A 22,634-nucleotide genomic window follows, 5' to 3' on the forward strand; every position below is an offset into this window, starting at 1 on the left:
GACCGCAACCGGTGCGGCCGCTCGGGGCCGGCGTCGCGCGTGCGCGCCGCATTGCGCCGCTGCCGCGCCGGACCATCGGCTTTGCGCCGCACGTGCGCTACACTCGCGCTTTCTTCCTCGCATCCCGCCATCCATGATCGGTCGCATCGCCGGCATCCTGCTCGAAAAGAACCCGCCTCACCTGCTCGTCGACTGCAACGGCGTCGGCTACGAAATCGACGTGCCGATGAGCACCTTCTACAACCTGCCGCAGACCGGCGAGCGCGTCGTCCTGCTCACGCAGCAGATCGTGCGCGAGGACGCGCACCTGCTGTACGGCTTTCTCACGCCGCAGGAGCGCACGACGTTCCGCGAACTGCTGAAGATCACCGGCATCGGCGCGCGCATGGCGCTCGCCGTGCTGTCCGGCATGAGCGTGCAGGAGCTCGCGCAGGCCGTGACGATGCAGGACGCCGCGCGCCTCACGCGCCTGCCCGGCATCGGCAAGAAGACCGCAGAGCGCCTGCTGCTCGAACTCAAGGGCAAGCTCGGCGCGGACCTCGGGGCACTCGCCGGCGCCGCGTCGGCGTCGGACCACGCGACCGACATCCTCAACGCGCTGCTCGCGCTCGGCTATTCCGAAAAGGAAGGCCTCGCGGCGATCAAGAACGTGCCGGCCGGCACCGGCGTGTCCGAAGGCATCAAGCTCGCGCTGAAGGCACTCTCCAAGGCGTAACGGCCCGTCGCATCCAGTGTCGCGCGGCGTCGGCGCGCGCGACAGTCGGCCGTTCGGCCAGGTTGGCCGCGCCACGCCGCGCGGTACAATGGCCGCATGATTGAAACCGACAAACTCGCCGCCGAGCGGATCATTGCCGCCACGCCCGCCTCGTCGCACGAGGAGGTGTTCGAACGCGCGCTGCGGCCGCGCCAGCTCGACGACTACGTCGGCCAGGAAAAGGTGCGCGGCCAGCTCGAAATCTTCATCGAGGCTGCAAAGCGCCGCCGCGAGCCGCTCGATCACGTGCTGCTGTTCGGGCCGCCGGGCCTCGGCAAGACCACGCTCGCGCACATCATCGCGCGCGAGATGGGCGTGAACCTGCGTCAGACGTCGGGCCCCGTGCTCGAGCGCGCGGGCGACCTCGCGGCCTTGCTGACGAACCTGGAAGCCAACGACGTGCTGTTCATCGACGAAATCCACCGGCTGTCGCCGGTCGTCGAGGAAATCCTGTATCCGGCGCTCGAGGACTACCAGATCGACATCATGATCGGCGAAGGGCCGGCCGCGCGCAGCGTGAAGCTCGACCTGCAGCCGTTCACGCTGGTCGGCGCGACCACGCGTGCGGGCATGCTGACCAATCCGCTGCGCGACCGGTTCGGGATCGTCGCGCGCCTCGAGTTCTACGATGCCGATCAGCTGTCGCGCATCGTGCAGCGCTCGGCGTCGCTGCTGAACGCGCAGATCGATCCGAACGGCGCGCTCGAGATCGCGAAGCGCTCGCGCGGCACGCCGCGGATCGCGAACCGGCTGCTGCGCCGCGTGCGCGATTACGCGGAGGTGAAGGCCGACGGCCAGATCACGGCAGCGATCGCCGACGCGGCGCTCGCGATGCTCGACGTCGATCCGGTCGGCTTCGACCTGATGGACCGCAAGCTGCTCGAAGCGATCCTGCACAAGTTCGACGGCGGCCCGGTCGGCATCGACAACCTCGCCGCCGCAATCGGCGAAGAGCGCGACACGATCGAGGACGTGCTCGAACCGTACCTGATTCAGCAGGGCTTCCTGCAGCGCACGCCGCGCGGCCGCGTCGCGACGCTCCTCACGTACCGCCACTTCGGCCTGGCCGCGCCCGACGCCGGCAGTCCCGTGCAAAGCATCTGGGACACGCCGGACGCGCAGTAACGCACGGTCCGACACCCGGCCCGCCATGACGACACCGCACAGCGCTCCGCCTTCTACCGCCGGCAGCCCGCGGTGGATCGAGCAGATCCGCAAGCGGGTCGCGGCCGGCGTCACGCATCTGACCACCGGCAGCGGCCCGACGCTCGACTATTCGTCGCCGCCCGGCGATCCGGGGCTGTTCGGCCCCGACGCGGTCTGCTGGCGCGTGCATGCCGATTTCACGTCGATGATGACGGGCGGCATCTGCGCGCTGCTGCTGCAGGCGCTGCATCCGCTCGCGCTTGCGGGCGTCTGGGATCATTCGTCGTTTCGCACCGATATCCTCGGCCGCTTGCGGCGCACCGCGACGTTCATCTCCGGCACGACGTTCGGCAATCGCTGCGATGCATTGGCGCTGATCGAACGCGTGAAGGCGATTCATGCACGCGTCGCCGGCACGGCACCGGACGGCCGCCCCTATCGCGCGGACGATCCCGCGCTGCTGACCTGGGTGCATGTCGCGGAGGTGTCGAGCTTTCTCGCCGCGCATCTGCGCTACGTGAACCCCGCGCTGCCGGGCGAACTGCAGGATCGCTACTATGCGGAGACCGCGCAGATCGCCGAGCGGCTCGGCGCGACCGACATTCCGCGCTCGCGCGCCGAAATCGACGCATATCTCGCGCGGATGCGTCCCGAGCTCGAGGCCGGGCCGCGAACCTTCGGAGGTAATGCGCATCCTGCTGAACGCGCCGCTCGCGTCGCCGATGCTGCGGCCCGCCGCGACACTCGTGATGCAGGCCGGCGTCGACCTGCTGCGGCCGTGGGCGCAACAGATGCTCGGCGTGTCGACGTTCGCGCCGCTGCGCCGCGCGGTGGTCCGCCCCGGCGTGCGCGCCGTCGCGCCCGTGCTGCGGTGGGCACTCGTGAACGGCGTGTCCAAACGCGCACGACGTCGCGCGACCGCCGCGACGGCCGTGCCGCCCGATCGTCCGTCGTCGAATCACGGCTGATGGCGATGAAGCCAATGCGGTGTGGAGTGCCTCGGCCCGCATAGTGATTGATGGCGACCGATCCGGCGATCGACGGCAAGACCAGCGCAGCGCGCAGAAGCACGGACGCACGAACGCAAGACACCGCGGCAAGAAGAACGGCAATCAGGAAATCGACAAGCTGCGTCGCCGATCGCGGCCGACAAGCGGGCAAGCCGACAAACGCCGTAACCGCAGTAACCGCACACACGCGTCCCACTCCAGCGCACGACCCGCCGCGCAGTCACGCGATGCGCACGCCGACGCGCGCACGCGATCACAGCACCTTGCGATACCCGTCGTCGTCGCTCGGCGCGTCGAGATGCGCGATGTCGCCCCACCGGACGACATGCGCGCGGCCGTCGACGTAATCGACGACGTTGATGCTCGTATTGAGCAGCGGATAGTTGCGCGGCGCCGACAGGTCGAGGCCGTTCGCGAAGCGATACACGCAGTCCAGCACGCCGCCGTGCGCGACGCACGCGATCCGCCCGCCGGGATGCGCGGCGACGATCGGCTCGAGCGCATGCAGCACGCGATGATAGAACGCGCGCTGCGATTCGCCGCCTTCCGGCGCAAAGCCGGGATCGCGCGTCTGCCATTCCGCATACGCGTCCGGAAACAGCGTTTCGATCTCGGCGCTGTCATGCCCCTGGAACACGCCGTACGCACGCTCGCGCAGCCCCTCGCGCAGCAGCAGCGGCAGGCCGAGCGCAGCGGCGAACGGCTGCGCGGTCTGTTGCGCGCGCATCAGGTCGCTCGAATAGACTGCATCGATGCGTGCCCCGTCGTGCGCCTCGCGCATGAGGCGCGCGGCGAGCCGCTGCGCTTGCGCGAGGCCCGTGTCGGCAAGCGGAATGTCGATGTGGCCCTGTATCCGCTTGATGCGGTTCCAGGCCGTTTCGCCATGGCGGATGAAGAGGATCTGGGTGGTAGCCATCGCGAGGCGTCTCCGGCGGGGAATCAGGGCCGCACTTGCAGCCAGAACGTCACGGGGCCGTCGTTGACGAGCGACACCTGCATGTCGGCGCCGAATTCGCCGGTTTCGACGATCGGGTGACGCGCACGCGCGGCGGCTACGAAATAGTCGAACAGCCGCGCGCCCTCGTCGGGCGGCGCGGCCGGCGTGAAGCTCGGCCGCAGCCCGCTGTTGGTGTCGGCCGCGAGCGTGAATTGCGAGACGAGCAGCAGCCCGCCGGCACGGCCCGCGCCGTCGATATTCGACACCGGCAGGTTCATCTTGCCTGCCGCGTCGCTGAACACGCGGTAGCCGAGCACCTTGGCGAGCAGCTTGTCGGCCGCGGCCTCGGTGTCGCCGCGCTCCGCGCATACGAGCGCAAGCAGGCCGGCGCCGATCTCGCCCGTCACGCGCTCGCCGACGCGCACGTCGGCGCGCTTCACGCGCTGGATCAGCGCGATCATGCAGCGAGCGTCACGCGCGCGAAACGCCGCTTGCCGACCTGCACGACGTATTCGCCGGCGTCGACCTTCAGGCCCTTGTCGGACACCGTCGTGCCGTCGATCTTAACGCCGCCCTGCTCGATGTTGCGCAGCGCTTCGCTCGTCGACGGCACGAGCCCCGCCTGCTTCAGCAGCTGACCGATCGCGAGCGGCGCGCCGGCGAGCGAGACCGACGGAATGTCGTCCGGCACGCCGCCCTTCGCGCGATGGTTGAAGTCTTCCAGCGCACGCTCGGCATCGGCCTGCGAATGGAAGCGCGCGACGATTTCCTGCGCGAGCATCACCTTGAAGTCGCGCGGGTTGCGGCCGCCTTCGGCTTCGCGCTTGAAGCCGGCGATCTCGTCCATGCTGCGGAACGACAGCAGTTCGAAGTAACGCCACATCAGCGTGTCGGAGATGCTCATCAGCTTGCCGAACATGTCGGTCGGCTTCTCGCTGATGCCGACGTAGTTGCCCTTCGACTTCGACATCTTCTCGACGCCGTCGAGACCTTCGAGCAGCGGCATCGTCAGGATGCACTGCTGTTCCTGGCCGTACTGCTTCTGCAGTTCGCGACCGACCAGCAGGTTGAACTTCTGGTCGGTGCCGCCGAGCTCGAGATCGGCGTTCAGCGCGACCGAGTCATAGCCCTGCATCAGCGGATACAGGAATTCGTGGATCGAGATCGGCACGCCACCCTGGAAGCGCTTCGTGAAGTCCTCGCGCTCGAGAATGCGCGCGACCGTGTAGCGCGACGCGAGCTTGATCATCCCGTCCGCACCGAGCGGCATCGACCATTCGCTGTTGTAGCGGATCTCGGTCTTGTCGCGGTCGAGCACGAGCGCGGCCTGCTCGAAGTAGGTCTTCGCGTTCGCCTCGATCTGCTCGCGCGTAAGCGGCGGACGCGTCGCGTTGCGGCCCGACGGATCGCCGATCAGCGACGTGAAATCGCCGATCAGGAAGATCACCGTATGGCCGAGATCCTGCAGCTGACGCATCTTGTTCAGCACGACCGTGTGGCCGATATGGATGTCGGGCGCCGTCGGGTCGAGGCCGAGCTTGATGCGCAGCGGCTTGCCGGTGGCCGCGCTGCGCGCGAGCTTCTGCGCGAACTCTTCCTCGATCAGCAGCTCGTCGACGCCGCGCTTCGTGACGGCGAGCGCATGCCGGACTTCGTCGGTGATCGGGAAAACGGGCTTGGAACTGGGTTCGGTGCTCATCGGTGCCAGGAAGAATGTCGCAAAAACAGGGATTTTCCCATAACTTGCGCGCGCGTCGCTTAACGGCGCGCCGCGTTGCGCGGATAATCGGCGCAACGCGCGCGGATCGTGCCCGCGCTTCATGCTTCAGGAGAACCGCAACGTGCCGCAACGACACCCGCCAACCGCCCATCCAGCCGACGGCATCTACTTCGGCCTGATGTCCGGCACCAGCATGGACGGCGTCGACGGCGTCGCCGTGCGTTTCGCCGCCGGCAGCGCGCCGGTCGTGCTCGCGCAGGCCTGCGTCGGTTTCGCGCAGTCGCTGCGCGACGCGCTGTTCGCGTTGCAGCAGCCCGGCGACAACGAGATCGAGCGCGAGTCGCTCGCCGCCAACGCCATCGTCGCGCGCTACGCGGTGTGCTGCCACGAACTGCTGCGCTCGGCCGGCCTCGCGCCGGACGACGTGCGCGCGATCGGCGTGCATGGCCAGACGGTGCGGCACCGTCCGGAGCGCGGCTATACGCGGCAGCTGAACAATCCGGCGCTGCTCGCCGAACTCGCGCATATCGACGTGATCGCCGATTTCCGCAGCCGCGACGTCGCCGCGGGCGGCCACGGCGCGCCGCTTGCGCCCGCGTTCCATGCGGAGGTGTTCGGCGCGCCGGGCGAGACGCGCGTCGTCTGCAATCTCGGCGGTATCAGCAACATCACGATCCTGCCCGCCGACGGCGGCGGCGGCGACGTGCGCGGCTTCGACTGCGGCCCCGCAAACGCGTTGATCGACGCATGGGCGACGCGCCACCTCGGCAAGCCCTACGACGACGGCGGGAAATTCGCCGCGCGCGGCACCGTGCACGCGGCCCTGCTCGATACGCTGCTCGACGAGCCGTATTTCACCGCGCCGCCGCCGAAAAGCACGGGGCGCGACCTGTTCAATCCCGCGTGGCTCGACGCGAGGCTCGGCGCCTTCGCGCACGTCGCGCCCGAAGACGTGCAGGCGACGCTGACCGCGCTGACCGCGGTGTCGGTCGCGCGCGAAATCGCGCGGCATGCGCCCGACTGCCGCGCGGTGTTCGTATGCGGCGGCGGCGCGCGCAATCCGGTGCTGCTCGACGCGCTGTCGCGCGCGCTGCGCGATGCCGGCGTGCCGGCCTCGGTCGACACGACCGTCGCGCTCGGCGTGCCGCCGCAGCAAGTCGAGGCGCTCGCGTTCGCGTGGCTCGCGTATCGCTTCGTCGCACGCGAGCCCGGCAATCTGTCCGCGGTGACCGGCGCGGCCGGCGAACGCGTGCTCGGCGCGCTCTACCCGCGCTGATGCGCGCCGACGCGCGCGATCCCGACAATAAAAAACGGGGCATGAAGCCCCGTTTTTCGTTCCGGCGAACCGGAAAGGCGCGATCGTGCGATCAGACCGAGAACGACGAGCCGCACCCGCAGGTGGTCGTGGCGTTCGGGTTCTTGATCACGAACTGCGCGCCGTTGAGGTCGTCCTTGTAGTCGATCTCGGCGCCGACCAGATACTGGTAGCTCATCGAGTCGATCAGCAGCTGGACGCCGTTCTTGTTCATCACGGTGTCGTCCTCGTTGACTTCCTCGTCGAACGTGAAGCCATACTGGAAGCCCGAGCAGCCGCCGCCTTGCACGAACACGCGCAGCTTCAGGTCGGGATTGCCCTCTTCGTCGATCAATTGCTTGACCTTGTCGGCCGCGGCGTCGGTGAAGACGAACGGAGCCGGCATTTCGGTGGTCGTTGCTGCGGATTCGGTAACAGCGTTCATGCGAACTCTCCAAAAAGCTTTAGCCGCTATTGTAGGGCCGATCAGAAGATCGTGCTGAAGTCCATGAAATCAACAGGTTCTTGTCGATTTCGCTGCGCCGGGCCGGGTGCGCGCGGCGACGGCCCGTCCGGCACGCGCGCATAAAAAAACCGCCAGCGCGAAAGCTGGCGGTTTTTCCGGCGGGCGCCGCCCGCAAGCGGCGCGGCCATGAAGCGGAATTAACGCTTCGAGAACTGCTTGGCGCGGCGTGCCTTGTGCAGACCGACCTTCTTACGCTCGACTTCACGCGCGTCACGCGTGACGAAGCCTGCGTTCGACAGGGCCGGCTTCAGCGTCGCGTCGTAGTCGATCAGCGCGCGCGTGATGCCGTGACGCACTGCGCCTGCCTGACCCGTTTCGCCGCCGCCCGACACGTTCACCTTGATGTCGAACGTTTGAGCGTGGTTCGTCAGTTCCAGCGGCTGACGCACGATCATCAGCGACGTTTCACGTGCGAAGTAGTCAGCGATGGGCTTGCCGTTGACGATGATGTCGCCCTTGCCAGCCTTGATGAAGACACGAGCGACTGCGCTCTTGCGGCGGCCCGTACCGTAGTTCCAGTTACCGATCATGTGGGCTCCCCTTAGATCTCGAGCGCCTTCGGCTGTTGAGCCGAGTGCGGATGCGTCGCTTCTGCGTAGACCTTCAGCTTCTTGATCATCGCGTAGCCGAGCGGGCCCTTCGGCAGCATGCCCTTGACCGCCTTCTCGAGCGCGCGGCCCGGGAAGCGTTCCTGCATCTTGCCGAACGTCGTTTCATAGATACCGCCCGGGTAGCCCGAGTGACGGTAGTACTTCTTGTCCAGAGTCTTGTTGCCCGTGACCTTCAACTTGCTCGCGTTGATGACGATGATGAAATCACCGGTGTCGACGTGCGGGGTGAACTCAGGCTTGTGCTTGCCGCGCAGACGGCGTGCCACTTCGCTGGCGACACGGCCGAGAACCTTATCCGTCGCGTCAATCACGTACCATTCGCGCGTCACCTCATGGGCTTTTGCGGAAAACGTCTTCATGATCGATCCAAAAAAATTGCTTTGCCCGATGTGTTCTTCCTGCTTGTCTGTGTGCGCTTCGAGGCGCGGTGCAGGCTCTCCCTGTTCTTTTTCCGTGGGCATGAATGCGGAAAAGCCCTGAATTATAAAGGAAATGCGGCTGCGCGGTCAAAGGGAATCCGCGCCCCGTGTGCGGCGCGCGCGAAATGGGCCAAAATCCGCTCCGTGCCCCGATTTCCCGGCGAACCGAGCGCCGGGCCGGCGCATCCGGTCGCGCGCGGCGCACGAGCTGGCCGCGCCGCGGCCGGCCGACCATCCAGAACAACAAACCAGCATGATGAAACAACGACCGATCTACCTGTTCGCGGCCGCGCTGCTGGCCGCCGCGGCGCCTGCCGCCCTCGCCCGCACCGGCTGCGACGCGAAGCTCGATGCGCTCGACGCACGCATCGCCGAAGCGCGCGCCGCCCACGCCGAGGACCGGATCGCGCGCCTGCGCGCCGTGCGCGAGCGCGTTCGCCATTTCTGCGCACACGGTCGCGCGCATGCGTCGGCCGCGCATGCGTCCGCGCCCGCCGCACCGACGTCATCCGCACCGCCTGATGCGGCGTCGCGGCCGACGGCGCGGCAGCCCGCCTGACGCTGTCGACGCGCGCAAGCCGTGCGCCGCTGTTTGCATGGGACGAAAAAAAAGCCCGAACGGCTGGTTCGGGCTTAATCCACCTTAGGAGGAGGGTGGAGGAGACATTCGGAGGTTGCCGCAGCGCGACAACCAATGAGTCGCATTATACGAACGGCCTGCAGACTTCACAAGAAAATTTGCATTGCGAAATCGATGACCACGATGTGAAATTATCGACAAACCTGGCGACGCACGAAATTTCTCTGTCGAATCAACAAGTTACTTTCGTCATCAGGCGCGCCGGAACGCACGCATCTAGAGTAAAACCCCTAAAGCCGACAGGGAAATCGTCGCCGCGAGTGCCGTTCCTCCCGTGACCGAGGACGCACCGTTTCGCGCCGTGCAGTGCGTCAGCCGACCGTTGCGCGCCGGGCTACAATGCCGGATCGAATTCGAATCAGGCAACGCGGGAGCGCAAGCATGGAATGCAAAGTAAGCTGGATGGGTCAGGACGGGATGGCGTTTTCGGCACAGACCGGCAGCGGCCACCTCGTCGCGATGGACGGCGCGCCGGAAGGCGGCGGCCATAACCTCGCGCCGCGGCCGATGGAGATGGTGCTGGTCGGCACCGGCGGCTGTACCGCGTACGACGTCGTGCTGATCCTGAAGAAAAGCCGCCAGGACGTCACGGGCTGCTCGGTCACGCTGAAGGCCGAGCGCGCGAGCGAAGATCCGAAGGTGTTCACGAAGGTCCACTTCCACTTCACCGTCACGGGCCGCAACCTGAATCCGGCAACGGTCGAGCGCGCGATCAACCTGTCGCACGACAAGTACTGCTCGGCGTCGATCATGATCGCGAAGACGGCCGAACTCACGCACTCGTTCGACATCGTCGCCGCGTAAGCAGCGCACGCGCATGAAAAAAAGGCCGGCGTTCCGTCAGGAGCGCCGGCCCTTTGCATTCGAGCGGCAAAGCAGGCCGATAAGCCGGATTCTGTGCACATCGCGCGCCGAAGCGCACGCTGCGTGGCAGCCATTCCTCTAGGCGCGCCATTGCTGACGCGCTCAAGCTTCCTACCCGCAGACGAGACGGGGGCCCCGTCCTGCATCCGAAGATGCGCGCCTGCCTACTTGGAATTGCTCCGGGTGGAGGTTACCGTGCCGGCGGACGTCGCCGTCGCCGCGGTGCGCTCTTACCGCACCGTTTCACCCTTACCTGATCCCGGCTTGCGCCGGGCCATCGGCGGTTTGCTTTCTGTTGCCCTGTTCCGCGTGTCGCCACGGATGGCCGTTAGCCATCACCCTGCCCTGTGGAGTCCGGACTTTCCTCGCCCCCGCCAGCCCGAAGGCGGCGAGGCCGCGACTGCCTGGCCTGCTTTGCGACGCGCATTCTAGCACTGGCCGCCGCCGGCCGCGTCGCGCGTGCGGCGGCCGCTGCGGAATACGGCCGGATCCGCGTAGAACGCCGGATCGGCATTCGCCGCGCACCAGCCCGGCACGCCGAGCACGGGCAGCGGCGAGAAATCGCGGCTCGTCAGCGCGCGCGTCGCGAGCATCGCGGCGACCTGCGCGTCGACATGCTCGGCGCGCCGCGCGTCGGGCCACGAGAAATAGTCGGCGTCGACCTCGACGATCCAGACGTGCGCGGTGCACGACTTGTACGGCGCGACGAGCTTCTCGAGCAGCGCATGGCCGACGAGCCGCGCCTCGCAGCGCGCGCCCCACGCGTCGCGCGCGGCAACCAGCAGCCGCTGCCAGTCGAACGCGCGCAGCGCATCGGCGAGCGTGCGATCGGCGGTCACGAACAGCGCCGCATTCTCGTCGAACAGCGTCAGCGCGTCGCGCAGCGTGCCGCGCACCGGTCCGACGCCGCCCGCCGCGTCGATCGCCGCGGCCTGGCGCGCGTTCAGCGCGGCCTTGATGCGCGGATACGCGAGCCAGACGAGCGCATTGAAGAAGTCGTGGAGATTGTGCCGCGTCGGCACGCGGCCGGTTTCGGCGATATGGGTTTCGTACGCGATGCCGGGCGGCAGCTCGGCCTGCGGCACGAAGCGCAGCGGCTTGCCGCGGCCCGTGACGCGCGCGCCGTCGCGCAGTGCGTCGTTCAGTGCCTCGAGCAGCGCGGCGTCGCCGACCGTCGCGGCCGCCTGCACCGTGCGGCCCGGCTGCGCGAAGCGCGCGAGCCATGGCGCGGACCAGTCGATCCGCGCGAACGCAGCCGCGCCGTCGCCGCCTGCCTGGGCGGCCGCGCGCGGCGGCGCGTGCGTCATGCGAGTTTCCAGCCGAGCGTCTCGCCGGCGCGCAGCGGCACGACGGGCGTGTCGCCCGCCAGCACCTCGCGCGGCAGTTCCCACGTCTCGCGGCGCAGCGTCACCGTCTCGGCGCTGCGCGGCAGCCCGTAGAAATCGGCACCGTAGAAGCTCGCAAAGCCTTCGAGCTTGTCGAGCGCGCCGGCCTGGTCGAACGCCTCCGCGTACAGCTCGAGCGCGTGCAGCGCCGTGTAGCAGCCGGCGCAGCCGCACGCGGCTTCCTTCGCGCCACGCGCGTGCGGCGCGCTGTCGGTGCCGAGGAAGAAGCGCGGGTTGCCCGACGTCGCCGCTTCGACGAGCGCGACGCGATGCGTTTCGCGCTTCAGGACCGGCAGACAGTAGTAATGCGGACGAATGCCGCCGACGAACAGCGCATTGCGGTTGTACAGCAGGTGATGCGCGGTGATCGTCGCACCGAGCAGGCCGGGCGCCGCATCGGCGTCGCGCACGTAATCGGCCGCGTCCTTCGTCGTAATGTGCTCGAACACGACCTTCAGGCCCGGGAAATCGCGGCGCAGCGGCGTCATCACGCGATCGATGAACACCTTCTCGCGATCGAACAGGTCGATCGACGCATCGGTCACCTCGCCGTGCACGAGCAGCGGCATGCCGGTCTCCTGCATCGCCTCGAGCGTCTTCGCGCACTTCGCGAGATCGGTGACGCCGTGGTCCGAATTCGTCGTCGCGCCGGCCGGATACAGCTTCACGCCGTGCACGAAGCCGCTTTCGCGCGCGCGGCGGATCTCGTCCGGCGACGTGTTGTCGGTGAGGTACAGCGTCATCAGCGGCTCGAACGCCATGCCGGCCGGCAGCGCGGCGAGGATGCGGTCGCGGTACGCCTGCGCGTGCGCGGTGGTCGTCACCGGCGGTTTCAGGTTCGGCATCACGATCGCGCGCGCGAACTGGCGGGCGGTATGCGGCAGCACGGCGGCGAGCATCTCTCCGTCGCGCAGGTGCAGATGCATGTCGTCGGGACGGGCGAGCGACAGCGTCGCCGGGGAGGAAGCGTTCGAGGCAGTCATAGGGGGCTCGTGAGGAACGGGCCGGCATCGGCGGGGCCGGACCGCGCGTGCGCGGGTCGCGACTGACGGCAAACCGCAACACGGGGCCTTCGGCCGGCGGAATCCGCTTTTTACCGCTCGAGGCTCGGTGATATGCTAGAAGCCGCATTGTACCGGGGGTTCGCCCGGTTCGTTACCCCGCTTCAGTCTGCCGCCCCAAGTAAAATGTGCCAACTCCTAGGAATGAACTGCGCCGCGCCGACGGACGTCACATTCTCCTTCACAGGATTCGCGGCCCGGGGCGGCCTCACCGATCACCACGCCGACGGCTGGGGCATCGCATTCTTCGAGGACAAGGCGTGCCGTCTCTTCATCGACCAGCAGGCATCGGCCACCTCGCCCATCGCCGAAATGGTCAAGCGCTATCCGATCAAGTCGAAGAACACGATCGCGCATATCCGCAAGGCCACGCAAGGCCACATCGTGCTGGAGAACAGTCACCCGTTCATGCGCGAGCTGTGGGGGCGGCACTGGATCTTCGCGCATAACGGCGATCTGCAGGACTTCGAGCCCGAGCTCGAGCGCAGCGTGTACCAGCCGGTCGGCACGACCGACAGCGAGAAGGCGTTCTGCGTGCTGATGCAGGGGCTGCGCGAGGCGTTTCCCGGCGCGCAGCCGCCGCTGCCGGAACTGTTCGAGCGCGTCGGCGAACTCACGCGCGGCATCACCGATCACGGCGTGTTCAATTTCCTGATGTCGAACGGCCAGGCGCTGTTTGCGCACTGCTCGACGCGGCTGCACTACCTCGTGCGCCGCTGGCCGTTCTCGACCGCGCATCTCGTCGACGAAGACCTGTCGATCGACTTCGCGAAATACACGACGCCGGAGGATCGCGTCGCGGTGATCGCGACGCAGCCGCTCACCGACAATGAAGTGTGGACGGCCTTCAAGCCCGGCGAGCTGATCATGTTCCAGTGCGGCGACGTCGCCGCGCGGATGCAGATTCCGGTGCCGGAGCGCGTGCTCGAGAAGCTGCGCAATCCGTCGCTCGATCCGTCGGCGTCCGCGCCGTGCACGACGCGCACGGCGGCGCTCGCGACCGCCGCCGACGGCGATCCGGACGACACGATCGATTTCTGAGCGCGCGCCCTGCGCACCCGCGCCGCCGTCCGGCAACCACGGCCGTTTCCATCGACACAGCGCGCATTCACGCGGCGCCGTTTCATCCGCGGGACAGAAAGACCTATCGAAACACCGGCCGATATTATTTTCTTGCCATTACCCTATTTCGCGCGTAAAAATACTCCACGCGCACGGCAAAAAGCAGTCGACCTTAAAACCATATAATCCCGAACCCCCATTCTAGCGCGACGAATTTTGCCGAACAGTGCGCGACGCCACCGATCCGGCGATTTTCCCCCACCGCCTCACAAAAAGGACAAAGTCCTTTAACATCAATACCTTCCGTTCGATAAGTCACACAATTCAGAAATATCGGACAAAATCGGCATTATCACCACGATTTTAATTTTTCTGATAATCACACTCCCCTTCAATCGTTAGACTCGCCCCATCCCCGGTGTAACGAAATGCGATTGGCGCACGATGCAGCCACTACTGCCGTACGCCTGCTCATTTCCCGCCGTGGAATGCGCCTTCACCGCTTCGCGGTGAATATCACTTCAAAAGAAGAAAGAGGGGTATGTCGTGAATCACTCATTTCGATCGATATGGAGCGACACATCGGGGTGCTGGATCGCCGTCGCGGAAACCACGCGCGCGCGCGGCAAGCCGGCGCGCAGCGGCACTGCGCGCGCCGGCCGCTCGCCGCTGCGCATCGCGGCGCTCGCCACCGCACTCGCCGCGCTCGCGGCCGGCAATGCCTACGCATCGAGTTGCGGCGACGGCACAAGCGTCGGGAGCGGCGGTAGCTGCGCGCTCGGCACCTTCAGCCCGACCGTCAACGACAACCTGGTCGGCTCGGCGACCGTGTCGGGCGGCGACACGGTCGCCGTGACGGGCGCATGGAGCGGCGCGGCCGGCGACTCCGGCTACGCGGAGCTGCCGTTCGGCAGCACGACCATCGTATCCGGCAACCCGAACCAGCCGCTGCTGTCGCTCGGCGGCAAGACGCAAAGCGTCGCCACACCCGATACGATCACGAGCGCGCATACGTCGGTCGCCACCTACGATTCGTCCGCGTTCGTCGGATCGACGGCCGGCGCGCACGAAGTGCCGGTATTTCACGACGTGAACGGCAACCAGTACGTGAACGCGCGCATCGGGACGGTCGACCGCTCGGGCGGCACGCTGGACGTGTCGATCGGCGATCCGGCCGCCGCGCCGTCGGCGCCCGGCAACCTGATTTCGATCGCGCCGAAGCAGACCGACCTGACGCTCGCGGACGGCACCGGTACCGCGTCGAGCACGATCAACTGGCATTCGCGCAACCAGATCCAGTTCACGACCGGCGACTATCTGGCGAACGGCGGGCCGCTCGGCAGCGTCGCGCTCGACGTACCGACCTACGCGGGCACCTTCACCGCATTCGACGGCAGCAGGTGGACGGTGAACGATGCTGCGTCGCTCGCCACATACAACGATTTTCTCGTGCGCTCGATCCAGAGCGGCGCGCTCGGCTCGCAGGCCGCGTACGACGCGGCGTTCGGCCAGGCCGTCACGATGTCGACGCAGACCTTCGAATACGCGAACAACGTCTCGCCCGGCGACGAGAACGCGCTGCCGACCGATCATCTGTCGGTGATGCACGGCACCGGCGCGAACGCGACCGTGCAGATCGGCAAGGACGGCCAGATCGACTTCCGCGGCACCAACCTCGTCGAATCGAGCTCGGCCGTGCTGGCGGACAACGGCGCGCACTTCGTGAACGACGGCCGGCTGTCGGGCGACTTCACGCTCGTGCGGCTGCTGAGCGGCGCGAGCGGCGTCAACAACGGCGCGATCTCGTCCGGCTATGCGTCCGGCGACAACTTCGACACCGGCGGCAGCGCGCAGCCGGACAATTTCGGCTTTCACGCCTACACCGAAGGCAACGGCGTGTACGCGAGCGGCGCCGGTACGACGTTCGTCAACAACGGCGTGATGAACGTCGGCGCATGGACGTACGGCCGCAATCGCCCCGACCTGCAGAACTACGCGGTGGCCGTGATGGACGGCGCGGCCGCGTCGAACGCCGGCACGATCAACGTCGGCGTCAACGCGACGACGCTCGACAGCCAGGTGATCGGCGGCTTCGCGGCCGGCGGCAGCTTCACGAACGAAGCCGGCGGCACGATCTATCTCGGCCGCGCGGCGCAATATGACGGCGCGGCGCCCGAAGCCGTGAACGACGTCGCGTCGTCCGCGCATGCGTACGGCGTGCTGCTCGGCGCATCGGGCACCGCGACGAACCGCGGCACGATCGTGATCGGCTCGCTGACGCAGAACGGTGCGGCGATGGCGAGCATCGGCTCGGAGGCGGGCACGCTCACCAATGCCGGCACGATCGCCGTCAACGGCGCGGCGCCCGGCACGCCGCTCGCGAACGTCGGGATGCTCGCCGCCGATACGGCCGCGACCGTCACGAACACCGGCACGATCACGCTGAACGGCGTGAACGGCATCGGCATCATGGTCGTCGGCAACGGCGCGACCGCCACGTCGGCGACGTCGACCGGCACGATCGACGTCGCCGGCGCGATCGATCCCGCGTCCGACATGCGCAACTACGGTATCTGGGCCGAAGGGGCGAACGCGGCGGCAAAACTGGACGGCACGCTGAACCTCACCGGCAACGGCGCGATCGGCGTGCACGCGCGCGCGGGCGCGACCATCGACGTCGGCGCGAATGCCGTGCCGCACTTCGTGTCGGGCACGAACCAGATCGGCTTCTACGCGTACGGCGCCGGCTCGAAGATCAACGTCGGCGCGCAGAACCTGAGCGTCGACACCGACGATTCGACGCTGTTCCGCGTCGCGGGCGGTGCCGCGTACACGGGCCGGTCGGCGGCCGGCACGCTGACGACGAACGTCGACGGCGCACGCGCGCGCGGCGTCGTCGCGACCGATGCGGGCACCACGTTGTCGACCGGCAATGCGGTCTACAACGTGAACGGCGCGAACGGTATCGCCATCGCCGTCGAAGGCGGCGCGACCGGCACGATCGACGCAGGCGCGACGATCAACCTGAATGCGAACGGCGCGACGGCCGGCATCGTCGACGGTCAGCCGCACGACCTGTCCGGCGCGCCGGCAGGCACCGCGGTCGCGACGCGGCTGACCAACGATGCGGCCGTGACGTCGTCGACGGCCGGCGTGACGGGCTTCGTCGCGCAACAGCTCGGTACGCTCGACAACCGCAACACGGTACTGCTGACGGGCGCCGGCTCGACCGGCGTCGTCGCCGGCACGCTCGGCACGGTGAACAACACGTCGACGATCCGCGTCGCGAACGGGACCGGCGCGCGCGTCGAAGGCGCATCGGCGACGCTCGCCAACGCAGGCACGATCCAAGCCGACGACGGCGTGGCGGGCGTCCATCTGACCGGCGCCGGCGCGTCGGTGGCGCTGTCCGGCGCAGGCAGCGTCGTCGCGAACGGCAGTGCGGACGGTATGCTGATCGACGCTACCGTCAGCGGCGGCGGGATCGCCGCCGGTGCGACCTCGATCGCGGTCGGCGGCGCAGGCAAGGGGATCGACAACGTCGGCACCGATTCGACGATCGTGCTGACCGGCACGCAGATCGGCACGACGGGCAGCGGCGCGGACGGCCTGCATTCGATCGGCGCCGGCGCGCACATCGCGACCGACGCGGCGACCGTCGTGCGCACGGGCGGCGACGGCGCGCGTGGGCTGTTCGTGTCGGGCGCGGGCTCGACGCTCGACGCCACGGGAACGACCGTCGCGACGGCCGGCGCCGGCGCGCATGCGATCGTCGCCGACGGCGGCACGACGGCGCTGCTGTCGGGCGCCAAGCTGAGCACCACCGGTATCGCGGCCGACGGCATCGTCGCGCAGCGCGGCGGCCGCCTCGCCGATACGGGCTCGTCGATCGCGAGCGCGGCCGGCAACGGCGCGACGGCCGACGGCGGCAGCGCGCTCGCGTTGACGGGCACGACGCTGAAAGGCGCGACGTCCGGCGTGACGACGTCCGATACGCTCGCGAGCGGCGCCACGAGTTCGGTGCTGATCGACGGCGGCAGCATCACGGCCGTGGGCGGCCCGGCGTTCGCCGCGCGCGGCGGCAGCGCGGACATCGCGGTGCGCAACGGCACGGTCGTCACGACCGGCAACGGCACGCTGCTCGATCTCGCGAACGGCAGCCGCACGACATTCACCGCCTCGGCGGTGAACCTGAGCGGCGACATCGTCTCCGACGCGTCGAGCACCGGCAACGTATTCCTGACCCAGCGCACGACGCTCACCGGCCGGATCGATCCGGTCGCGCTGACGGTCGACGGCACGAGCACCTGGAACATGACGGCGAGCTCCGTGCTGAGCAGCCTGACGAACGCGGGCACGCTCGCGTTCGCCGCCCCGACCGGCTCGCCGGCGCTGACCGGCAGCTACAAGACCTTGACGACCGGCAGCTACGTCGGCAACGGCGGCACGATCGCGCTGAACACGTTCCTCGGCGCGGATGCATCACCGACCGACCGCGTCGTCGTCGACGGCGGCAGCGCGACCGGCACGACGGGCCTGAAGATCGCGAACACCGCGGGCACCGGTGCGCAGACGACCGGCGACGGCATTCCGGTCGTCGTCACCGCGAACGGGGGCACGACGAGCGCGTCGGCCTTCCATCTCGCCGGCCCGGTGCAAGCGGGCGCGTACGAATACCGGCTGTTCCGCGGCGGTCAACGCGACGCGAACGGCTGGTATCTGCGTTCGCAACTCGATCCGGCAGATCCCGGCGATCCGGTCGGTCCGTCGGCGGGCGGCGACGGCGGCGGCAGCCACCTCGCGTATCGCCCGGGCGTGGCCGGCTACGCGCTGACGCCGCTGCTCAACGTCGACTACGGCTTCTCGACGCTCGGCAAGCTGCACGAACGCGTCGGCGACGTCTACAACGTCGAGAAGCGGCAGCCGGGCAACCGCGACGGCGTGTGGGGGCGCATCGGCGGCCAGAGCCTCGACGCGAACGCGGGCCGCTTCGCGGCCGACGAGCGCACCTTCTTCGCGCAGCTCGGCAAGGACTGGACGCTCGAGCAGACGCCGAACGGCGGCAGCACGCATGCCGGCGTGACGGCCACGATCGGCACCTCGCATGCGAGCTTCAGCGACCGCGCGCGCGCCGACGCGGCGGATCTGTCGACCTCGACCGGCTCGGTGCAGATGCATGCGCAAAGCATCGGCGGCTACTGGACGCGCTATCTGTCCGACGGCACGTACTTCGACACGGTCGGACAGGTCACGCACTACGGCAACCGCTATCGCGACAGTTACGGCAACGAAGCGTCGCAGAACGGCTTCGGCGTCGCGCTGTCGCAGGAAGTCGGCAAGCCGTTCGCGATCGCCGGCACGCCGATCGCGATCGAGCCGCAGGCGCAGCTGATGTATCAGTACCTGAAGCTCAACGGCTTCGGCGACAACGTGTCGGCCGTGTCCGGCACGACGTCGAATGCATTGCGCGGGCGCGTCGGCGTGCGGATCTTCCGGCCGAATATGGAAGCGGACGCGGGCGACGGTGCGGCGACGCCGTACTTCACGGCCGACGTGCTGCGCGACTTCCTGTCGCCCGGCCGGACCGTCGTCGGCGGCACGCCGTTCGCGACGCATCTGGGCCGCACCTGGTACGAGCTCGGCCTCGGCGTCACGGCCGGCTTCGGCAAGTCCGGTGCGCTGTATGCGAACGTCAAATACGCGCGCAACATCGGCGGCGACTACCGGCGCGGCATCGTCGGGCAGGTCGGCTACCGGTACAGCTGGTAAGCCGCACGCGCGGACGAAAAAAAACCGCCCGGCGTCTGGCCGGGCGGTTTGCCGTTGCGTGCGACGGAGGCCGCGCCGCTCAGTGCAGGATCTTCGCGAGGAAGTCCTTCGCGCGATCCGACTTCGGATTCGAGAAGAAGTCTTCCTTGCGGTCGTCCTCGACGATCGCGCCCTTGTCCATGAAGATCACGCGATGCGCGACCTTCTTCGCGAAGCCCATCTCGTGCGTGACGACCATCATCGTCATGCCTTCCTGCGCGAGTTCGACCATCACGTCGAGCACTTCGTTGATCATCTCCGGATCGAGCGCGGACGTCGGTTCGTCGAACAGCATCGCGATCGGATCCATCGACAGCGCACGCGCGATCGCGACACGCTGCTGCTGACCGCCCGACAACTGGCCCGGATACTTGTGCGCATGCGCCTTCAGGCCGACGCGATCGAGCAGCTTCAGCCCCTTCTCGGTCGCTTCGTCCTTGCCGCGGCCGAGCACCTTGATCTGCGCGAGCGTCAGGTTCTCGGTGATCGACAGATGCGGGAACAGCTCGAAATGCTGGAACACCATCCCGACCTTCGAGCGCAGCTTGGACAGGTTCGTCTTCTTGTCGCCGACCGACTGGCCGTTCACGAGGATCTCGCCCTGCTGGAACGGCTCGAGGCCGTTCACGGTCTTGATCAGCGTCGACTTGCCCGAGCCCGACGGCCCGCACACGACGACCACCTCGCCCTTCTTGACTTCGGTCGTGCAGTCGGTGAGAACCTGAAACTGGCCGTACCACTTCGAAACGTTCTTGATGGAAATCATCTTGTGACCTTTTTCTGGAGACCTTTGACGAGGGCAGACGCCACCGAGCAAATCACGAAATAGCAGGCGCCGGCGAACAGCACCATCTCGACGGTCGTGCCGTCGCGATCGCCGACGTTCGCGGCCGTGCGGAAGAAGTCCGCGAGACTGATCACGTACACGAGCGACGTGTCCTGGAACAGCACGATCGCCTGCGTGAGCAGCAGCGGCACCATCGCGCGAAACGCCTGCGGCAGGATCACGAGGCGCATCGCCTGCGCGTAGTTCATGCCGAGCGCGAACGCCGCGTTCACCTGCCCGCGCGGCACCGCCTGGATGCCGGCGCGGATGATCTCGGAATAATACGCGGCTTCGAACAGCGAGAACGCGACCATCGCCGACGCAAGCCGGATGTCGATCGTCGGCGACAGCCCGAGCACGCCCTGCAGCACCTGCGGCACGATCAGGAAGAACCACAGCAGCACCATCACGAGCGGGATCGAGCGGAACACGGTCACGTAGGCCTTCGCGAACCACGCGAGCGGCTTCACGCCCGACAGGCGCATCAGCGCGAGCAGCGTGCCCCAGACGATCCCGACCACGATCGCGATCAGCGTGATCTTGAACGTGACGATCGCCCCCGTCCACAGCGTCGGCAGCGCGCCGGGAATACTACTCCAGTCGAACTGATGCATCACTTGCCTCCGATGTAGCCGGGCAGCCGCGTGCGGCCTTCGATCCAGCGCATCAGCCCCATCACGACGAGGTTGATGAGCACGTACGCGAGCGTGACCGCGATGAACGACTCGTAAGTCTGCGCGGTGTAGTCGACGAGCTGGCGCGCCTGCGCCGACAGATCGAGCAGACCGATCGTCGACGCGACCGCCGAGTTCTTGAAGATGTTCAGGAACTCGGACGTGAGCGGCGGCACGATGATCCGGTAGGCGACCGGCAGCAGCACGTAGCGATACGTCTGCCACTGCGTGAAGCCCATCGCGAGACCGGCGGCGCGCTGGCCCTTCGGCAGCGCGTTAATGCCCGAGCGCACCTGTTCGCACACGCGTGCGCCGGTGAACAGCCCGAGACAGACGATCGACGCAGTAAAGAACTGCGTGCCGGGCGGCAGCTGCTTGATCCAGGTGCCGATCGAGGCGGGCAACAGCTCCGGCACGACGAGGTACCAGATGAAGAACTGCACGATCAGCGGAATGTTCCGGAAGATCGACACATAGACCGTGCCGATCGCGGCCAGCCATTTGTTCGGCACCGTGCGCAGCACGCCGAACAGCGAGCCGACGATCAGTGCGATGACCCAGGCGACGAGCGATACTTCGATCGTCACCCAGAAGCCGGACATCAGCCATCCGAAGTAAGTCGTCGGCTCGCCGGTCGAGACGGGGCTCAGGAAGATGCCCCAGTTCCAGTGGTATGACATGGGCAAGACTCCAGCAAAAAGAAACGGAAGAAGCGTGGCCTCTTCCGTTTCGTCAGCGTCAATTCTGCATCGGCGGCCTGTTCTCGCCGAGCGTGCCGGTTGCCGTCACGCGGATGTCGCCGCGGACGGCCCGCCGCTCGCGCGCAGGCCGTGACGCGTGATCAGTCGAGCGCCTTGTCGTTCGGGTTCGCGTACAGCTTCTTCATCGAATCGGACAGCGGGAAGTTCAGGTTCAGGTTCTTCGGCGGGATCGGATTCTCGAACCACTTCGCGTAGATCTTCGCGGCTTCACCCGACTTCTCGACTTGCGCGATCGCATCGTCGACGACCTTCTTGAACTCCGGATCGCCCTTGCGCATCATGCAGCCGTAAGCTTCTTCCGACTGCGGCGTGCCGACGATCACCCATTCGCCCGGCTGCTTCGCCTTCGCGCGCTCGCCCGCGAGCAGCGCGTCGTCCATCATGAACGCGACCGCGCGGCCCGATTCGAGCGTGTTGAACGAATCGCCGTGATCCTTCGCGCTGATGATGTTCATGCCCATCTGCTTGTCGTTGTTCATCTTGCGCAGCAGACGCTCCGACGTCGTACCGGCCGTCGTGACGACCGTCTTGCCCTTCAGGTCGGCGAAGTCCTTGACGCCCGAATCCTTCTTCGTCATCAGGCGCGTGCCGATCACGAAGATCGTGTTGGAGAACGCGGCCTGCTGCTGACGCTCGGCGTTGTTCGTCGTCGAGCCGCATTCGATGTCGACCGTGCCGTTCTGCACCAGCGGGATGCGGTTCTGCGACGTGACGGGGATGTTCTTCACCTGCAGGTTCGGCAGGTTCAGCTTCTTCTTCACCGCGTCGACCACCTTCAGCTGGAACTCGCGCGAATAGCCGACCACCTGCTGGTTCTGGTCGTAGTAGGAGAACGGGATCGACGATTCGCGGTGGCCCAGCGCGATCACGCCCGTGTCCTTGATCTTCTTCAGCGTGCCGGTCTCCTGAGCTTGCGCGCCGCTTGCGAACGCGCAGAGCGCTGCAACCATCAGGACTGCCTTGTGGTATTTCATTGTGGTCATCTCCTTGGCTAAAACCCGCGCCAGTGTATCAAAGTAATATTTCTGAAAGTACTGGTTGTTTACCGCACTACGAATCGCCGCGCGGAAAGCCGTCCTCCCGGCTTCAGGCGCTCCGCATGCGCGCGCGGGCGGTGCCGGATTCGGCACCGCCCG

21 protein-coding genes and 1 other RNA gene are annotated in these 22,634 nt (G+C 67.3%); 8 read left to right on the forward strand and 14 right to left on the reverse strand.

Going from position 1 to position 22,634, the window contains the following annotated elements:
* Positions 1 to 133 precede the first annotated feature (133 nt).
* The 3 genes from ruvA (at position 134) to HMPREF3115_RS02055 (ending at position 2,912) form a co-directional block, all read left to right on the forward strand.
* Positions 134 to 715, forward strand: a complete 582-nt coding sequence (ruvA, locus tag HMPREF3115_RS02045) for a Holliday junction branch migration protein RuvA (RefSeq protein WP_006401679.1) — start codon at positions 134 to 136, stop codon at positions 713 to 715.
* A 96-nt stretch (positions 716 to 811) separates the two neighbouring features.
* Positions 812 to 1,879 (forward strand): Holliday junction branch migration DNA helicase RuvB, encoded by a 1,068-nt coding sequence (gene ruvB, locus HMPREF3115_RS02050; RefSeq protein ID WP_006401680.1) that lies wholly within the window; start codon positions 812 to 814, stop codon positions 1,877 to 1,879.
* A 25-nt stretch (positions 1,880 to 1,904) separates the two neighbouring features.
* On the forward strand, positions 1,905 to 2,912 hold the full coding sequence (locus tag HMPREF3115_RS02055) for an oxygenase MpaB family protein (protein ID WP_083302121.1): 1,008 nt from the start codon (positions 1,905 to 1,907) through the stop codon (positions 2,910 to 2,912).
* A gap of 251 nt (positions 2,913 to 3,163) precedes the next feature.
* Here HMPREF3115_RS02055 and HMPREF3115_RS02060 read toward each other — a convergent pair whose 3' ends face one another.
* From HMPREF3115_RS02060 to tyrS, 3 genes are read right to left on the reverse strand one after another with little or no spacing between them, the layout of a single operon-like run.
* Positions 3,164 to 3,826: a histidine phosphatase family protein gene (locus tag HMPREF3115_RS02060; RefSeq protein ID WP_065494247.1), complete on the reverse strand. Its 663-nt coding sequence runs from the start codon at positions 3,824 to 3,826 to the stop codon at positions 3,164 to 3,166.
* A 23-nt stretch (positions 3,827 to 3,849) separates the two neighbouring features.
* Entirely contained in the window at positions 3,850 to 4,308 is a 459-nt protein-coding gene (dtd, locus tag HMPREF3115_RS02065; protein WP_006401684.1) for a D-aminoacyl-tRNA deacylase, read from the reverse strand.
* Positions 4,305 to 5,546, reverse strand: coding sequence for a tyrosine--tRNA ligase (gene tyrS, locus HMPREF3115_RS02070; RefSeq protein WP_012467482.1), 1,242 nt, complete (start codon positions 5,544 to 5,546; stop codon positions 4,305 to 4,307). Before tyrS ends, dtd begins: the two co-directional genes overlap by 4 nt.
* Positions 5,547 to 5,688: 142 nt before the next feature.
* Here tyrS and HMPREF3115_RS02075 point away from each other — a divergent pair, with 142 nt between their 5' ends.
* Positions 5,689 to 6,843, forward strand: coding sequence for an anhydro-N-acetylmuramic acid kinase (locus HMPREF3115_RS02075; RefSeq protein ID WP_172820295.1), 1,155 nt, complete (start codon positions 5,689 to 5,691; stop codon positions 6,841 to 6,843).
* 91 nt (positions 6,844 to 6,934) lie between these two features.
* On the opposite strand, the gene erpA is transcribed toward HMPREF3115_RS02075, so the two are convergent.
* Genes erpA through rplM form a run of 4 tightly spaced genes read right to left on the reverse strand, consistent with a single transcriptional unit; the run spans position 6,935 to position 8,357 of the window.
* A complete protein-coding gene (gene erpA, locus HMPREF3115_RS02080; RefSeq protein ID WP_006401687.1) occupies positions 6,935 to 7,306 on the reverse strand; it encodes an iron-sulfur cluster insertion protein ErpA in 372 nt (123 codons plus the stop codon).
* A gap of 41 nt (positions 7,307 to 7,347) precedes the next feature.
* On the reverse strand, positions 7,348 to 7,515 hold the full coding sequence (locus tag HMPREF3115_RS31435; protein WP_006408330.1) for a hypothetical protein: 168 nt from the start codon (positions 7,513 to 7,515) through the stop codon (positions 7,348 to 7,350).
* 9 nt (positions 7,516 to 7,524) lie between these two features.
* The gene (gene rpsI / locus HMPREF3115_RS02085) at positions 7,525 to 7,917 is read right to left on the reverse strand and encodes a 30S ribosomal protein S9 (protein WP_006401689.1); all 393 of its coding nucleotides are present in this window, start codon (positions 7,915 to 7,917) and stop codon (positions 7,525 to 7,527) included.
* 11 nt (positions 7,918 to 7,928) lie between these two features.
* Positions 7,929 to 8,357, reverse strand: coding sequence for a 50S ribosomal protein L13 (rplM, locus tag HMPREF3115_RS02090; protein WP_004522094.1), 429 nt, complete (start codon positions 8,355 to 8,357; stop codon positions 7,929 to 7,931).
* A 313-nt stretch (positions 8,358 to 8,670) separates the two neighbouring features.
* On the opposite strand from rplM, the gene HMPREF3115_RS02095 reads away from it, so the two are divergent.
* Positions 8,671 to 8,976, forward strand: coding sequence for a DUF1090 family protein (locus HMPREF3115_RS02095; RefSeq protein ID WP_006408331.1), 306 nt, complete (start codon positions 8,671 to 8,673; stop codon positions 8,974 to 8,976).
* 420 nt (positions 8,977 to 9,396) lie between these two features.
* Positions 9,397 to 9,861 (forward strand): OsmC family protein, encoded by a 465-nt coding sequence (locus HMPREF3115_RS02100; RefSeq protein WP_080512232.1) that lies wholly within the window; start codon positions 9,397 to 9,399, stop codon positions 9,859 to 9,861.
* Positions 9,862 to 9,925: 64 nt separating this feature from the next.
* Here the strand turns inward: HMPREF3115_RS02100 and rnpB are convergent.
* The 3 genes from rnpB to pyrC form a co-directional block, all read right to left on the reverse strand.
* Positions 9,926 to 10,337: RNase P RNA component class A (gene rnpB / locus HMPREF3115_RS02105), an RNA gene on the reverse strand.
* 12 nt (positions 10,338 to 10,349) lie between these two features.
* The gene (locus HMPREF3115_RS02110) at positions 10,350 to 11,228 is read right to left on the reverse strand and encodes a DUF3025 domain-containing protein (protein WP_070553321.1); all 879 of its coding nucleotides are present in this window, start codon (positions 11,226 to 11,228) and stop codon (positions 10,350 to 10,352) included.
* A complete protein-coding gene (gene pyrC, locus HMPREF3115_RS02115; protein WP_006401694.1) occupies positions 11,225 to 12,289 on the reverse strand; it encodes a dihydroorotase in 1,065 nt (354 codons plus the stop codon). The genes HMPREF3115_RS02110 and pyrC overlap by 4 nt, the downstream gene beginning before the upstream one ends.
* Positions 12,290 to 12,493: 204 nt before the next feature.
* Here pyrC and HMPREF3115_RS02120 point away from each other — a divergent pair, with 204 nt between their 5' ends.
* Entirely contained in the window at positions 12,494 to 13,408 is a 915-nt protein-coding gene (locus HMPREF3115_RS02120) for a class II glutamine amidotransferase (RefSeq protein WP_175835850.1), read from the forward strand.
* 567 nt (positions 13,409 to 13,975) lie between these two features.
* Entirely contained in the window at positions 13,976 to 19,198 is a 5,223-nt protein-coding gene (locus HMPREF3115_RS02125; protein ID WP_070553323.1) for an autotransporter outer membrane beta-barrel domain-containing protein, read from the forward strand.
* A 79-nt stretch (positions 19,199 to 19,277) separates the two neighbouring features.
* On the opposite strand, the gene HMPREF3115_RS02130 is transcribed toward HMPREF3115_RS02125, so the two are convergent.
* The 4 genes from HMPREF3115_RS02130 to HMPREF3115_RS02145 form a co-directional block, all read right to left on the reverse strand.
* Positions 19,278 to 20,003, reverse strand: a complete 726-nt coding sequence (locus tag HMPREF3115_RS02130; RefSeq protein ID WP_006401697.1) for an amino acid ABC transporter ATP-binding protein — start codon at positions 20,001 to 20,003, stop codon at positions 19,278 to 19,280.
* Positions 20,000 to 20,677, reverse strand: coding sequence for a glutamate/aspartate ABC transporter permease GltK (gltK, locus tag HMPREF3115_RS02135; protein WP_006409957.1), 678 nt, complete (start codon positions 20,675 to 20,677; stop codon positions 20,000 to 20,002). The genes HMPREF3115_RS02130 and gltK overlap by 4 nt, the downstream gene beginning before the upstream one ends.
* Positions 20,677 to 21,417 carry an amino acid ABC transporter permease gene (locus HMPREF3115_RS02140; RefSeq protein ID WP_006401699.1) on the reverse strand — a complete coding sequence of 247 codons (741 nt, stop codon included), beginning with the start codon at positions 21,415 to 21,417 and terminating at the stop codon, positions 20,677 to 20,679. The genes gltK and HMPREF3115_RS02140 overlap by 1 nt, the downstream gene beginning before the upstream one ends.
* 161 nt (positions 21,418 to 21,578) lie before the next feature.
* A complete protein-coding gene (locus HMPREF3115_RS02145) occupies positions 21,579 to 22,472 on the reverse strand; it encodes a glutamate/aspartate ABC transporter substrate-binding protein (RefSeq protein ID WP_006408338.1) in 894 nt (297 codons plus the stop codon).
* Between the last annotated feature and the right edge of the window lie 162 nt (positions 22,473 to 22,634).

This window comes from Burkholderia sp. HMSC10F09, assembly GCF_001806955.1.
In the GTDB taxonomy this organism is placed as follows: domain Bacteria; phylum Pseudomonadota; class Gammaproteobacteria; order Burkholderiales; family Burkholderiaceae; genus Burkholderia; species Burkholderia multivorans.

Bases quoted from the DNA above. Each gene is read 5' to 3' on its own strand.
- ruvA (WP_006401679.1), top strand. From the start codon at position 134: ATGATCGGTCGCATCGCCGGCATCCTGCTCGAAAAGAACCCGCCTCAC.
- ruvB (WP_006401680.1), top strand. From the start codon at position 812: ATGATTGAAACCGACAAACTCGCCGCCGAGCGGATCATTGCCGCCACG.
- HMPREF3115_RS02055 (WP_083302121.1), top strand. From the start codon at position 1,905: ATGACGACACCGCACAGCGCTCCGCCTTCTACCGCCGGCAGCCCGCGG.
- HMPREF3115_RS02060 (WP_065494247.1), bottom strand. From the start codon at position 3,826: ATGGCTACCACCCAGATCCTCTTCATCCGCCATGGCGAAACGGCCTGG.
- dtd (WP_006401684.1), bottom strand. From the start codon at position 4,308: ATGATCGCGCTGATCCAGCGCGTGAAGCGCGCCGACGTGCGCGTCGGC.
- tyrS (WP_012467482.1), bottom strand. From the start codon at position 5,546: ATGAGCACCGAACCCAGTTCCAAGCCCGTTTTCCCGATCACCGACGAA.
- erpA (WP_006401687.1), bottom strand. From the start codon at position 7,306: ATGAACGCTGTTACCGAATCCGCAGCAACGACCACCGAAATGCCGGCT.
- HMPREF3115_RS31435 (WP_006408330.1), bottom strand. From the start codon at position 7,515: ATGGCCGCGCCGCTTGCGGGCGGCGCCCGCCGGAAAAACCGCCAGCTT.
- rpsI (WP_006401689.1), bottom strand. From the start codon at position 7,917: ATGATCGGTAACTGGAACTACGGTACGGGCCGCCGCAAGAGCGCAGTC.
- rplM (WP_004522094.1), bottom strand. From the start codon at position 8,357: ATGAAGACGTTTTCCGCAAAAGCCCATGAGGTGACGCGCGAATGGTAC.
- HMPREF3115_RS02095 (WP_006408331.1), top strand. From the start codon at position 8,671: ATGATGAAACAACGACCGATCTACCTGTTCGCGGCCGCGCTGCTGGCC.
- HMPREF3115_RS02100 (WP_080512232.1), top strand. From the start codon at position 9,397: ATGCCGGATCGAATTCGAATCAGGCAACGCGGGAGCGCAAGCATGGAA.
- HMPREF3115_RS02110 (WP_070553321.1), bottom strand. From the start codon at position 11,228: ATGACGCACGCGCCGCCGCGCGCGGCCGCCCAGGCAGGCGGCGACGGC.
- pyrC (WP_006401694.1), bottom strand. From the start codon at position 12,289: ATGACTGCCTCGAACGCTTCCTCCCCGGCGACGCTGTCGCTCGCCCGT.
- HMPREF3115_RS02120 (WP_175835850.1), top strand. From the start codon at position 12,494: ATGTGCCAACTCCTAGGAATGAACTGCGCCGCGCCGACGGACGTCACA.
- HMPREF3115_RS02130 (WP_006401697.1), bottom strand. From the start codon at position 20,003: ATGATTTCCATCAAGAACGTTTCGAAGTGGTACGGCCAGTTTCAGGTT.
- gltK (WP_006409957.1), bottom strand. From the start codon at position 20,677: ATGCATCAGTTCGACTGGAGTAGTATTCCCGGCGCGCTGCCGACGCTG.
- HMPREF3115_RS02140 (WP_006401699.1), bottom strand. From the start codon at position 21,417: ATGTCATACCACTGGAACTGGGGCATCTTCCTGAGCCCCGTCTCGACC.
- HMPREF3115_RS02145 (WP_006408338.1), bottom strand. From the start codon at position 22,472: ATGAAATACCACAAGGCAGTCCTGATGGTTGCAGCGCTCTGCGCGTTC.